Annotated in this window: 10 protein-coding genes and 3 pseudogenes; 6 read left to right on the top strand and 7 right to left on the bottom strand. The window is 40.4% G+C overall.

From position 1 onward, the window contains the following. Positions 1 to 29: 29 nt before the first annotated feature. Together nifK and PUQ00_RS23740 are read right to left on the bottom strand one after the other, a co-directional pair. On the bottom strand, positions 30 to 1,565 hold the full coding sequence (gene nifK / locus PUQ00_RS23745) for a nitrogenase molybdenum-iron protein subunit beta (RefSeq protein WP_300421472.1): 1,536 nt from the start codon (positions 1,563 to 1,565) through the stop codon (positions 30 to 32). Between the two features lie 227 nt (positions 1,566 to 1,792). Further along, positions 1,793 to 1,975 (bottom strand): annotated as a pseudogene (locus tag PUQ00_RS23740) (hypothetical protein); the annotation flags it as partial. A gap of 356 nt (positions 1,976 to 2,331) precedes the next feature. Here PUQ00_RS23740 and PUQ00_RS23735 point away from each other — a divergent pair. From PUQ00_RS23735 to PUQ00_RS23725, 3 genes are all read left to right on the top strand, one after another. Then, positions 2,332 to 3,633, top strand: a complete 1,302-nt coding sequence (locus tag PUQ00_RS23735; RefSeq protein WP_300421469.1) for a site-specific integrase — start codon at positions 2,332 to 2,334, stop codon at positions 3,631 to 3,633. Between the two features lie 85 nt (positions 3,634 to 3,718). Continuing rightward, positions 3,719 to 3,922, top strand: coding sequence for a hypothetical protein (locus PUQ00_RS23730; protein ID WP_300421468.1), 204 nt, complete (start codon positions 3,719 to 3,721; stop codon positions 3,920 to 3,922). A 185-nt stretch (positions 3,923 to 4,107) separates the two neighbouring features. Next, complete coding sequence (locus PUQ00_RS23725) at positions 4,108 to 5,049, top strand: protein kinase (RefSeq protein WP_300421467.1); 942 nt, start codon at positions 4,108 to 4,110, stop codon at positions 5,047 to 5,049. Between the two features lie 94 nt (positions 5,050 to 5,143). Here the strand turns inward: PUQ00_RS23725 and PUQ00_RS23720 are convergent. Then, positions 5,144 to 5,740, bottom strand: a pseudogene (locus PUQ00_RS23720) (Uma2 family endonuclease). Between the two features lie 414 nt (positions 5,741 to 6,154). Between PUQ00_RS23720 and PUQ00_RS23715 the strand changes: the two are divergent. Then, positions 6,155 to 6,523 carry a hypothetical protein gene (locus tag PUQ00_RS23715; RefSeq protein WP_300421465.1) on the top strand — a complete coding sequence of 123 codons (369 nt, stop codon included), beginning with the start codon at positions 6,155 to 6,157 and terminating at the stop codon, positions 6,521 to 6,523. A 464-nt stretch (positions 6,524 to 6,987) separates the two neighbouring features. Here PUQ00_RS23715 and PUQ00_RS23710 read toward each other — a convergent pair. Then, a pseudogene (locus PUQ00_RS23710) lies at positions 6,988 to 7,179 on the bottom strand (hypothetical protein); the annotation flags it as partial. A 222-nt stretch (positions 7,180 to 7,401) separates the two neighbouring features. Next, positions 7,402 to 7,941 carry a DUF2267 domain-containing protein gene (locus tag PUQ00_RS23705; protein ID WP_300421464.1) on the bottom strand — a complete coding sequence of 180 codons (540 nt, stop codon included), beginning with the start codon at positions 7,939 to 7,941 and terminating at the stop codon, positions 7,402 to 7,404. 286 nt (positions 7,942 to 8,227) lie between these two features. Between PUQ00_RS23705 and PUQ00_RS23700 the strand changes: the two genes are divergently transcribed. Further along, entirely contained in the window at positions 8,228 to 9,025 is a 798-nt protein-coding gene (locus PUQ00_RS23700; protein ID WP_300421462.1) for a dienelactone hydrolase family protein, read from the top strand. A 650-nt stretch (positions 9,026 to 9,675) separates the two neighbouring features. On the opposite strand, the gene PUQ00_RS23695 is transcribed toward PUQ00_RS23700, so the two are convergent. Both PUQ00_RS23695 and PUQ00_RS23690 read right to left on the bottom strand, forming a co-directional pair. Further along, positions 9,676 to 10,452 carry a hypothetical protein gene (locus PUQ00_RS23695; RefSeq protein ID WP_300421459.1) on the bottom strand — a complete coding sequence of 259 codons (777 nt, stop codon included), beginning with the start codon at positions 10,450 to 10,452 and terminating at the stop codon, positions 9,676 to 9,678. 146 nt (positions 10,453 to 10,598) lie between these two features. Beyond that, the gene (locus PUQ00_RS23690) at positions 10,599 to 11,429 is read right to left on the bottom strand and encodes a pentapeptide repeat-containing protein (protein ID WP_300421458.1); all 831 of its coding nucleotides are present in this window, start codon (positions 11,427 to 11,429) and stop codon (positions 10,599 to 10,601) included. 565 nt (positions 11,430 to 11,994) lie between these two features. Here PUQ00_RS23690 and PUQ00_RS23685 point away from each other — a divergent pair. Continuing rightward, positions 11,995 to 12,573 (top strand): hypothetical protein, encoded by a 579-nt coding sequence (locus PUQ00_RS23685; protein ID WP_300421456.1) that lies wholly within the window; start codon positions 11,995 to 11,997, stop codon positions 12,571 to 12,573. Positions 12,574 to 12,683 lie beyond the last annotated feature (110 nt).

Genomic DNA, 12,683 nt, shown 5'->3' with positions numbered 1-12,683 from the left:
GATTAACACGCTGTGTTTCTACGCAATTCCTAACGAATCAAGTCGTAGGAAATATCTGTCTTAGAAGGAATATTGGTGTTGCGATCGATTTCTTCAAACAGGGTATTTACAACCCAGTTAAGCAAGTTGATTATACCTTGATAACCAATGGTGGAGTAGCGGTGTAAGTGGTGACGATCCATGATCGGGTAGCCAATTCTCACTAAGGGAGTCTTGGTGTCGCGCCACAGGTACTTACCGTAGGTGTTACCAACAAGGAAGTCTACGGGTTCGGTGAACATCAAAGAACGCATGTGCCACAGGTCTTTACCAGGCCAAACAGTTGCATTCTTACCAAAGGGGCTAGAAGCAAGCAGTTCTTTCATTTCTGCTTCAAATACTTCGTTGCTGTTGTTAACCAAGATATGCACAGGTTCAGCACCCATTTCTAGCATAAAGCCAGTTACGCTGTATACTAAATCTGGTTCACCGTAGATAGCGAAGCGCTTGCCGTGAATCCATGAGTGAGAGTCAGTCATGGCATCAACTGCCCGACCGCGTTCAATTTCTAATTCTTCAGGAATAGGTAAACCACTAAGTTCGCTGATTTTCATCAATAACTCATCAGTACCCTTAATACCCCAAGGACGGCAAACTGCGGTTGGTTGCTTCCACTCTTTTTCAATGTACTCACGAGTCTTGAGAGTGGAGTGTGATTGCAGAGCAATTGTAGCTCTAGCATTAATTGAATCTTGTGCATCTTCAATCTTTGTACCACCTGGATACATATCGAACTCACCTGTATTAGGTGAATCCAGGTAGTCGCTGTTGTCGGCTAGAATGGTGTAGTCTAAGCCAAACAGGGAAGCAATCCGCTTGATTTCGCGGTTGTTGCCTACATAGGTGTCAAAACCTGGGATGAAGTTGATCTTACCATTGCTGGTTTCTTTCTTATGACCTGCTGTCAGGTTAGAAAGAATTCCCTTCATCATGTTGTCGTAACCAGTGATGTGGGAGCCAACAAAGCTAGGGGTGTGAGCGTAGGGTACTGGGAAATCTTGAGGAACTGAACCAGCTTCCTTGGCGTTGTTGATGAAAGACTGCAAGTCATCACCAATTACTTCTGCCATACAGGTGGTGCAGACAGCAATCATCTTGGGCTTGTAGAGTTGGTAAGAGTTCGCCAAGCCGTCAATCATGTTTTGCAGACCACCAAACACGGCTGCATCTTCAGTCATTGAAGAAGATACACCAGAGAATGGTTCTTTGTAGTGACGGGTTAAGTGGGTGCGGAAGTAAGCAACGCAACCTTGAGAACCTTGAACAAAAGGTAGAGTACCTTCAAAACCAACAGCAGCAAAGATTGCTCCCAATGGTTGGCAACCTTTAGCAGGGTTGACGGTTAAAGCTTCACGAGCGAAGTTCTTTTCACGATAATCCCAACCTTTAGTCCATTCTGAAACCCGTTCTACTTCTTCGGCCTCGTGACCATTTTCAAACTGCTTTTTGTTTTGAAATAGCTGTTTGTACTCAGGTTGGTGGAATAACTCTACGTGGTCTTGAATTTTTTCTGGATTCTGAGGCATTTGTGGATCTCCAAGCTTACTTAATTCTTTACTTATCGAGGAATGAGGATTTGAGGCGGTAGAGACGCGATTAATCGCGTCTCTACTAGGAATTGGGAATATGATTCAAAATTCAAAGTTCAAAAACCAAAATTAATTTTCATTTTTAATTTTGAATTTTGGATTCCCAACTCCCTCCTAAAGTTTTAGCTCCAGGCTATCCCTACTTATTTCTCTTTCCCATTTCCCTAGACGGCAGCTTTCGCTTCAACTTTAGCTTGAGCTTCAGCTTTTGCTACAGCCTTCTTAGCGTTAGCTTTTTCATTCCAAGGAGCGCCAATTAATCCCCAGGTTGGGCTGTTAAGTGCCAAGTCCATATCCCGTGCGAAGATGGCGAAACCATCGTAACCGTGATAGGGGCCGGAGTAATCCTTTTTGTGGTTTAATAGCTCTAAACAGCTTAATGTTTGCAGTAAGCAATGTCTTTGCTAAACATTGTTTACTGAAAACAGATTTATTTTTAGGCTAAATATAGGCTAAAAAACAGCGATGCATAACCAGGTTCAGAACTCACGCGTCATCTAAATGTTGTCCTGAGCCAGGGCGATTAGAAATCGCACGCCAATTGCTCATGGGGGACTACTGTAGGTTAACCCGCACAGAGAGAAGTCTGAAATCAGACTTTGTTAGATCAGAACTTCGGAGCGGGTTTTGCTTGTGTGGCTGCAAATTCTATTCGCCCGGTGTTTGTGTTCATCTCTGCAATCACAGCAATCAAGAGCGCCCGATGATAACTAAAGTACTACTGGAATTAGAGAAGGTTAATCTGCGTTTGAAGTCTGCAAAGGCAAAGGTGACAATTAGAGAATCGAATGGAAGTTTGCAGTTACGGGCGACGTTACCAATTAAACCGGGAGACAAGGACAGCAATGGTACTGGGAGGAAGCAATATAATCTCAGTTTGAATATTCCTGCTAACTTGGATGGACTCAAGACGGCTGAGGAAGAAGCTTATGAATTAGGAAAGTTAATTGCTCGTAAGACATTTGAATGGAATGATAAATATTTAGGTAATGAAGCAATTAGAAAAGATTTTCAAACCATAGGAGAATTACTCGAACAATTTGAAAATGAGTACTTTAAAACTCACAAACGTACAACTAAAAGCGAACATACTTTTTTTTATTATTTTTCCCGAACTAAACGATTTACCAATCCTAAAGATTTAGCGCTCGCTGACAATTTGCTCATTTCAATTGAACAAATTGATAAAGAATGGGCTAAGTATAATGCAGCTAGAGCTATCTCGGCATTTTGCTTGACATTCAACATCGAAATTGATTTATCTAAATATTCCAAAATACCTGAGAATAATTCCCGAAATATACCGACTGATGCGGAAATATATCAGGGGATTATTAAGTTTGAAGATTACCTGAAGAGTAGAGGTAATCAAGTTAATCAAAATGTTCAAGATAGCTGGCAACTTTGGCGATGGACGTATGGAATGTTAGCAGTTTTTGGTTTACGTCCACGGGAACTTTTTATGAATCCTGATATTGATTGGTGGTTGAGTCAAAAAAATTTAGATTTTACATGGAAAGTTCATAAGGATTCTAAGACTGGTGAGAGAGAAGCATTACCATTATATAGGCAATGGATTGACGATTTTGATTTAAGAAATCCTAAATATTTAGAGATGTTGAGGAGTGCGATCGCTAAAAAAGATAACACTAATCATGCGGAGATAACAGCGTTGACACAGCGAGTTAGCTGGTGGTTCCGTAAAATAGGATTGGATTTTAAACCATACGATTTACGCCACGCTTGGGCGATTCGGGCGCATATTTTGGGGATACCAATTAAAGCGGCGGCGGATAATTTGGGGCATAGTGTGCAAGTCCATACCCAAACTTATCAGCGTTGGTTTTCGCTGGATATGCGGAAGTTAGCGATTAATCAGGCTTTGAGTAAGAGGAATGAAGTTGAGTTGATTAGGGAGGATAATGCTAAGTTGAGCATGGAGAATGATAAATTAAGGTTGGAGATTGAAAAGTTGAAAATGGAAATGGTTTATAAACAAAGTTAATTTTACTGATAAATCATACCATTTTTATCTAATTTGCGATGATTTATAGGTGAAAAATCACCAAAATAAACCGATTAAGATACTTATGTCGGATAGTGACATTGGAACACTGATTGTTAAGTCACCTGAAACTCTAGGGGATCGTCCCCGCATTGCTGTTACTAGAGTTTCTGGTCTAGGCATCACAGCTTGGTACAAAGATAAAACTAGAATTCTCTTTACAATTAACATTGATTGGGGTGAAATTGAAGTTTACACCATTGCCATCAGAGGAGATATATATAAATAAGGACTGTATCTATTATTATCGCTAGTAATTGTATCCTTTTTATAGGGTGAATTGTTGCAAAGCGTAATGCCTTCTCGTCACTTTCTAGATATCCCATAAAAGTTGAACCTCACCACTGATACCCAATCTAACGGGTAAATATTTTTCTGAATGAATCGATAAATATTATTAGAATATGAAAAAATATGGAAATTACCTTCAAAGAATCTATCAGTAATGGAATGTTTGGAGATGTTTGGGCTGGAAATGATGAGATAGGAAGAAATGTAGCTATCAAAGTTCTTCGAGACTCAGGAGAAGGTGTATCTACTATATTGCAACATGCCCAAGCTCTTGTTAGAGCGAAACACACAAACGTCGTGGACGTTTACTCTATTGAATATCTTATACTACCTGATTATAAAAAAGAAAAAAAATGTATTGTTATGGAACACATAGATGGTGTTTCACTGAGACAAAGAATAGAAATAAAACTCACAGCTAAGGAGGCTTTTCACATTGGTGAACAGATTATTGCTGGAATTAAGCATATTCATTCTCAAGGGCTAGTTCATATGGACTTACATGAAGAGAATGTCATGGTCAAGCAAGACGAGACAGTTAAAATTATTGATATTCTTTATATGAATTCTATGTCGGAATTAGCCTCAGATGCTCAAAAGCATCGATTAGATTATGATATTAGGCAGCTAGACTGTATTCTTTCTTCATTAATCTATAACTCTGAATTAGGTATAGTGGGTTATGATGAATTTAGAAAAATGCTGGGCAAACCAGAAAGCGTTGCAAAACTTGAACGAAGTTTTTTAGACTTATTTACCAATGTAGCAAGTGATCTAGACAGCATTACCAATTTATTTGGGTTAGATCCTTTAAAGCTGCGCTCGTATAAGTTTAGGTCTGAGTGTGAACATGATGTAGATTCTCTTCGACAGTTATTGGGAAAAGATGCGGTCAGCATTAGTAAAACAATCAGAATGTTTCCAGATACTGAGGTTGAGATAGTGACAAATCTTGGATTAGAAGCTCTTAGAGATAAAATGAGAGAGGTTGAAGATGGCCACGTAATGGTTCAAACACTTTCACATAAAGCAGATTATACAGGTGAGAGAAACTACGATATATAGTAGTTATCTTAAATCTAAATAAACAACAAGCACAATCACACCCTTTTTAAAGCATACATTCTCACAAAGCACACCACATTCAAACTAGACTCATTTACTCAAAAACAACGCCACGATAAATTTCCGCCATCGATAATGCGACCCCATCTGAATCCAAAGAAATAGATAGCTCTAAACCACTAAAATCACTGAACAACCAACCTTGAGCTTGTTTACTATAGCGTTCCACAAAAGGTTCAGCCTACTCAACTAATAAATATTCGCTAAAACTTGGAATTGAACGATACATCCAAAATTTATTTCGTCGGTCGTAATCTGCGATCAAAGGAGATAGGACTTCAACAATCAAAATGGGATTCAAGACTTCATCTAAGCATTCAGCATTTAGTTGCGGTTCGCCGTCAAAAACCATTACATCTGGATATACTCCACGTCGATGTTCAGGAATCCACAGCCGTAAATCGCTGTTAATTGGCTCAAATTGAGTATCGCGGAACACAGAGGTAAAATAGGTCAAAATGTTCCGACCGATGTGACTGTGTTTGAGTGTTCCTCCAGGCATGGGTACAATTTCTCTATCTCGATATTCGCTGCGTCCTTCGGCTTTTTCTGCGTAGACGCGTAGCGGCTTGTCGTTAGACATCGCACGATATTCATCCAAGCTGTAGCGACGCGAGATGGTAGAAATCATAGGTTGTAGGCGTAGGCGTAGCCCGCCGGAGGTATCGCATTGGCTGTAAGATAACAATATTATTTTGTCACAGATTTGTTTATTAAGTAATGTGATGCGGCGATGCGATCCCATTTCTGACTCGGAAATTAAGTTTCTGACTCGGAAATTAAGTTTCTGATTCGGAAATTAAGTTTCTGACTCGGAAATTAAGTTTCTGACTCGGAAATTAAGTTTCTGACTCGGAAACCTAGTTTTATCAACAAATTTCAGCAAATATACGCGCATTGATCCTGTTATCAATGCTCTAAAAGTTCTGTAGCTTCACTCAGGCTGATGCCTCCGACAAGTGCGTATTCTAATGATAGATAACAAACTCAGTGTTAAACACCATCAGAGTTATCTATATTAAATTAATCCAAAAAGGAAAAGTTTATGGTGCAACGAAAACGAAACTCAACGGCACTGACTAAAGCTGAACGACGCATTGAAGGATTGCAAACGATTAATCCTGAACTAGATTTTGGCAATGGGTTATCAATTGTTACTTACAACAGTATAGTTTCTGAGTTACGAGAGAAATTAGCCTCATATAATCAAGCACGAACAATAGTGGATAAAACGCAGAATACATTACTAGATGCAGAACGTGCATTAAATAGTTATTCTGAGCAGATGTTGTTAAGCGTTGCATCTCGCTATGGCAAAAATAGTGATGAGTATGGAATGGCTGGCGGAACGCGCAAATCAGACCGCAAGAAAGCACGCCCGGCGGTAAATCCAACACTGATGGTCGTGGAGTAATTATCAGAATAAACATTGATTTGGCTCAAACCAAAGAGCCTATATACCTTGTTTAAAGTGAGAAGAAAAGCGATGCAATGTCTACTACCAGACGCTTTTCTTCTCTATGAAAAGCTACGCGTAGCTTGTTTCTTTGTACTTGAGATTGAAAATTTGAAAATGGAGATGGTTTATAAACGACGAGCGTAGCGGCAACATCTATCAACTGTTTTGAACCATCCAAACTAAAAATCCGAGAATTTGTTCCACAGGTGGGAGAGGATAATCCATCAAGTCGATGGTGACAATATTATCCTCCAGCTTTAAGAATCGCCATTGTGTACCACTGCTAATATAGGATTAATATTTGATTTCTGAAAAAGCTCCGTACAACTCGAAAAGCCTAATTCCTTATTCTCTATTCCCTACTCCCTACTCCCCACTCCCCGCCTACGTAGATAATTTCAAATATCAAATACGATTCCTATAGAACCATATATTATCGCAACTGGACGATTTTTTGCGATGTTGAATCTTTGTGCTGCAACCATTTCTGCAATACATTGTCCAAACTCAGTTCTTAAATCAGCTTTTTTTGCTTCCACAATCACAATGCATGGTGCTTCAATTTCTAACACTTCCGGCGAAGAACTCAAAAGAAAATCACACATTCCATTAGACTTATCCACAAATAAACCTCAAAATAGCTGAAACCCTTACATAGCTGGCTTTTTAGCTTATATAAAACAGGAACCTCTAAAACCCTCTCCAGAGCTAGGTTTCAGCCAAATAAAGTTCTCATTTCCGGATAAGTCTATTAGACATCTCCGAAAATGAATCTAGAGACGCGAAATTTCGCGTCTCTACAAGGGTTCTAGATAACTTTTTTCGCTTTCTAATTAAGCTTGTTCCCAAAGCTGACGTACATAGTCAGGGAGCCAGCTAGCAATTTCCTGAATCCGCTCTTGGGAAAGTTCGTCTTTCGTGGCAGAAAACACTGCTTTAACCGCTTGCTCTCGCTCGACCGATCGCGGCATTCCGCTTTCATTAGCAACTCGGAACAGGAAGCGATCAGAATCGATATTGAAAATACCTGGGCCTTTCCAGGGTGGACGAACCCGGCTCAAAAATCCCACAATTGGATTGGTATCTTTCCAGAGATCAGACACTTCAAACTGGAGTGCTTTTTCATCTGTAGGTATAGCCTCTATATGCAGTTCTGCCTCGACGCGATCGCTAGCTTCTGTCGTCATCACGTCACGCATAACGCGAAACACAACTTCGGTAAAGTCTCTTGCATCATAGGGGTCTGCAAATCCGGCTTTGACCTGGACTTTTTCAAGAAAGGAGCGATGTTCGTCGGGGATTACAGTTCGAGAATCTTCAATTTCCGTTGGGTCAACTTCTGGAATATTTGTTCTAAATGATTCATCAGGCATTGTTTTTTCTTCTGCTTGTTAATTTTGAGTCTTTATGCTTACTTTATGTAAAGTCGCACAAATCAAAAACCCTTAGCATCATCCAGAAGTTTGAAGTACTACCTATTCAAAAGTTAGAAATTCATCTGAATCTGCTCACAGCAGCAAAATCATGCTTTAGGGTAAACGATTTAGCTTGATTTAGCAGAGCAATACTCTTGGTGTTTTTGCTCACCGTAGACATCGCCCATTGGTGTCAAAAAACAGTCAGAATAAATGAATTGCTATAAAATAAGCCGAAACAAAGATGGTAGAAACAACAAACATCGAAATTAACACTTCCTATGTCAAAGTACCGAACAATGACTTAGAAATCGATGCTTACTTAGCTCAACCAGCACAAAAAGGAACCTTTGGCGCGGTTATAGTTTTTCCAGAAATTTTCGGAATCAATAGTAATATTCGAGATATCACCGAACTAATAGCTAAACAAGGTTATGTAGTAATAGCACCCGCAATGTATCAACGTATTGCTCCCGGTTTTGAGGCTGACTTTAGCCCAGAAGATGTTGGCTTTAGCCCAGAAAGCTATCGGCTTGGGTTGCAATACTATCAACAAGTAAAATATCAAGAGATATTCAGCGATATTCAAGCTACCATTACCTATCTCAAAACTTTACCCAATGTCAAAAATAATGCAATTGGCGTCATAGGTTTCTGTTTTGGTGGTCATGTTGCTTACATGGCTGCAACTTTACCTGATATCAAAGCAACAGCTTCCTTCTATGGTGGTGGGATTACCACTTCTAGTTATGGTGAAGAGACTCCAACCATTAATCGTACCTCAGAAATTAAAGGTACTATTTATGCATTTTTTGGTACAAGAGATTCATTTGTTTCTCAGGAGGAAAACGAGCAAATTGAGGCAGAATTAAAGAAACATCAAATAAATCATTCTATATTCCGATACGATGCAGGGCATGGATTTTTTGCCGGATTTTTCAAAGACCAGTACCCATTCTTAGAGCAGCACCCAAGTTACAATCCAGAAGCTGCTCCTGATGCTTGGCAACATGTTCTAGAACTGTTTCAAAATAACTTGTAAAATCATATCCGGGTAATTAGGGATTTTCAACAATTGAAGAAGAATTCAGAAGTCAGAATTCAGGAGTCAGAATCAAGACGCTCGCGGACTCGCTACCGCTACGCTATCAGTCGGGGATTCAGACCCGCGACTTTCTTGTTGACCACAAAACAAGAAAATTTGGTGGGGGTCTTAAACCCGATTATTCATCCACCAGTCGTACAGAATTCATTCTGAATTCTGACTCCTGACTCCTGAATTCTGTTCGATAAATTATTCAATTTTGTGGGGTGGACAGCGTTCGACTGACTTGTACTGAGCTTTCTCGTTGGCGCAGCCTAAGAAGAGAAGTAGCGCTCACGCCGAAGTCTTGTCCGCCTTTGGCTATGGGCGGGCGAGATGCCTATCCTACAATCAGTAGTTGAGTATTTTTTTTGTCAGTTCTTACGCCAAAACATCGTGTATCATACTACCAGCGAGATAACTTAACAATAGACAAATTATCGGATAATTTTGTAGTGATTGGGCAATGTTTACGACGGACTACGTACCTTATGCAAACTTATTGCGATCGCGCCTAAGAGTTAGGTTGCAGCAGAGGATTAAAAATACTAGTACAAAAGAGCAAAAATAAAGCTACTATCTCAAACCAGATAAAAGGCTTAAGCTGCTTATTTTCCTTTAAGGCAGAGAAACTGATTGATCGCATTTACAATGATTTCGCACTGCTGGCGATCGGCAGTGGGTGCTGATAGGGAAATTGGTTTGGCTGATATCAACTCCAGTTGCACTAAATACGACGGACTTTCAATTGGTAATGTTACTTGAATCACTTGAGCTTGCTGAACTTCAGCCAGCTTTTTTTGTGTGGTAAATGTGCCAAACAATTTATACCGTTTCTCTAAGGTCATCTGCTCTGAGATTTTGTCAAAATCACACAATACCTGCATTGGTATTGTGAAGCACTGCAAAATGAATCCAATTCCAGGCAAAAAGAACACCATTGCCAAAAAAAATCCTTCCCAGCGATCGTCCTCTTGAATTTTTAGCCGAGCTTGTTGAGGGTTATGGATGAAAGCGTTAATTTCGTCTGCAATTTTGCTATGTTTTCCCGTCACAACAAGTACTCCAGAGTTAACTAGCTTCACCTCCTCCATATTAGAAGTATCCAGTACAACTCCAGTCGATGATGCTGTCTTGACATAGGCTATTGTTACCTGCCCAGGAATCAAGGTTGTTTCTGTTCCTAGTAAGCCGCCAATTGTTAGTTGACAAGTCATTTGGGTAGGCTTAGTTCGCTGACATTCCAATGTAGTTACATTGTCCCTGACAATAGCTATCCCAAATCCAATCGCCACAAAAGGGAGGCCAAACAATATTCCCCAAAGCCATTGTTGATTATGTCCTTCAAACTTTAATTTAGTTAATGTTCGCTCAATAATATTCATTTATTTATTAGACTTATCCACAAATAAACCTCAAAATAGCTGAAACCCTTACATAGCTGGCTTTTTAGCTTATATAAAACAGGAACCTCTAAAACCCTCTCCAGAGCTAGGTTTCAGCCAAATAAAGTTCTCATTTCCGGATAAGTCTATTTGATCATAAATCGAATTAGTACCCGTCCTAAATCACCCGGTTTAAAATTCCCCTCAGCAGGTTGCCGATTTTGGTGCGCTGGTTCCAGATAAAGGTATTTACAATAAACATTTGTCAATTGGGTATGAGGTTTAATTGCCCATTCAAAAACACAGGCTCCCGTTAAAACGGCAAAGGAAAAATCTGTATTTTGCACCTCGGAATGGCTAAAGTCGGCATCGGTTAAGTTCGCTTTCCTAAAAGATGTTCCGGGATTGCTTTGGATAGATTGGATCAGCCATTTGAAAATACGGAAGCTGAGGAGCGCAGAAATGACCATCAGTAGTAAGAGGAAAAATCCCTGGCTACTGCTTCCATCACTGAAGCCAGAGGTGCTAACAATGGCAAGCCCAACCGTAAAAGTGACCATTACCGCAAACAGTATAGTAATGGCTCCAATGCCTAAGAAAGTCGTGACTTGTGGAAACTCGGAGGTAATACTATCTTGGATAAATATCTGGAATAGTAGAGCTAATAGCGGCATAGCAGCGAAAAAGAAGTTAAGTATCTTATCGGAGCGATCGCTAAATAAGACAGTTGACACCTGGATTGCAATCGTACTGAAGCCGAATAAAACAACTGGACAAACTATGCTAGCAGCAATCAAAATATTTACTTGGCGGTAAGTCTGTCCCGTTTTGATCTTTTGAAAGTTTGTCCCAATTAAAGTTGCTCCTGTAAAATTACACCCCCGCAAGTCTGAGCCACTGAAATCTGCGCCAGCTAAGTCCTGCCCTTTGAAAGAGCAATTTTGCAAATTCTGGTTAGTGTAGTTCAGGTTAGTCATAAACGGTTATAGTGTGATCGCACTTACTTAAAAGGTTCCAAAAACCCGGTTTATTCACCGCTAATTCTGGCTTAACTAAATCTTTTTTGGCTACAGTGCGTCACCGATAGCGTAGCGTTAGCAAACTCCAGAAAATAAATTATCCAATTTCACGCCCATCAAAACGACTTTCCCTCCCCCTGCTCCCTGCCCTCAAAGCGATGGGATATTTTTAAATTGGAAGTCCCTTAGCGACGCAGGAGGGTCACAGCCCGTCGTAGATATCATGTGGAAGAAAAGATATTTGCGATCGCTTGATTGTGTAGGACAAGACTTCGGCGTGAGCGCTCAGTCGAACGCTGTCCACCCCACCAGATTGGATAATTTATTTGTTGCAAGTCCCTAATACAAATCCCTATATATGCAGTACGAGATGTAGTACGTTGTGCCTTTGCGACAATACACGCTAGCAATACTAGGAATTTGATAATATTAACAAAGTAGGCGATCGCCTGTTATCCAACTGAGGCGACATCTACAACAGGCTGTTCGGTGATGCACTCTTGAGCAAACTTGCAAAAACACTATGGCAAAGCGTAAGAAAAGCAATCTCCAGTGGATTAAGGAAACGCTTGAACTAAAACCTGACCATCACTGGGAATCTCCATCAGGCTACAAAATTTTTGTAGCAGATAGAGGCTCTGTTCGCTTCAATGTTCCCCAGAATTGGGTTTTTGAGCCACAAGAAAAATCCTTCAAGTTCCTCGATAGAAAACCGCCTGATGATGATTGCTGCCTAGAAGTATCTTTTAATCGCCTGCCACCCAATGACTGGAGCCAGTTTCCGCTAAAATCCACCTTGAAGAAAGTGATGGAAGACGATAGCCGCAACGTCATTGCTAAGGGAGAAATTTTTACTCTCAAGCGCCAAACCGCCAGAATTGTCTGGACAGAGATGAAGTTCATTGACACTCAGGCAGAGCCACGGGAAGCTTTTTCGCGGACTTGCATTGGTTTGGGGTCGAATGTTCAGTGCTTGATTACATTCGATTATTGGGCAGATCAAGCAGAGCCGCTAATACCCATTTGGGATGAAGTGATGCGTAGTCTCACACTAGGGTTATATATCCGTGACCCAATGACTGGTCTGGCTTTCCCAGACTGAGCCAGAAGAATGAATCGTGAGCATAGGTCAAATTGAAGCGTAGCGCGTTCTAGACATTAGACATCTCCGAAAAAGAATGTAGAGACGCGAAATTTCGCGTCTCTACAAGG

This window comes from Nostoc sp. S13 (genome assembly GCF_029379315.1).
Taxonomy (GTDB): Bacteria; Cyanobacteriota; Cyanobacteriia; order Cyanobacteriales; family Nostocaceae; genus Nostoc.
The sequence above is the reverse complement of the archived record's forward strand: the minus strand, read 5'-3'. Positions and strand labels throughout refer to the sequence as shown.

Coding starts and splice junctions, on each gene's coding strand:
- nifK (WP_300421472.1), bottom strand. CDS start 1,565: ATGCCTCAGAATCCAGAAAAAATTCAAGACCACGTAGAGTTATTCCAC.
- PUQ00_RS23735 (WP_300421469.1), top strand. CDS start 2,332: ATGATAACTAAAGTACTACTGGAATTAGAGAAGGTTAATCTGCGTTTG.
- PUQ00_RS23730 (WP_300421468.1), top strand. CDS start 3,719: ATGTCGGATAGTGACATTGGAACACTGATTGTTAAGTCACCTGAAACT.
- PUQ00_RS23725 (WP_300421467.1), top strand. CDS start 4,108: ATGGAAATTACCTTCAAAGAATCTATCAGTAATGGAATGTTTGGAGAT.
- PUQ00_RS23715 (WP_300421465.1), top strand. CDS start 6,155: ATGGTGCAACGAAAACGAAACTCAACGGCACTGACTAAAGCTGAACGA.
- PUQ00_RS23705 (WP_300421464.1), bottom strand. CDS start 7,941: ATGCCTGATGAATCATTTAGAACAAATATTCCAGAAGTTGACCCAACG.
- PUQ00_RS23700 (WP_300421462.1), top strand. CDS start 8,228: ATGGTAGAAACAACAAACATCGAAATTAACACTTCCTATGTCAAAGTA.
- PUQ00_RS23695 (WP_300421459.1), bottom strand. CDS start 10,452: ATGAATATTATTGAGCGAACATTAACTAAATTAAAGTTTGAAGGACAT.
- PUQ00_RS23690 (WP_300421458.1), bottom strand. CDS start 11,429: ATGACTAACCTGAACTACACTAACCAGAATTTGCAAAATTGCTCTTTC.
- PUQ00_RS23685 (WP_300421456.1), top strand. CDS start 11,995: ATGGCAAAGCGTAAGAAAAGCAATCTCCAGTGGATTAAGGAAACGCTT.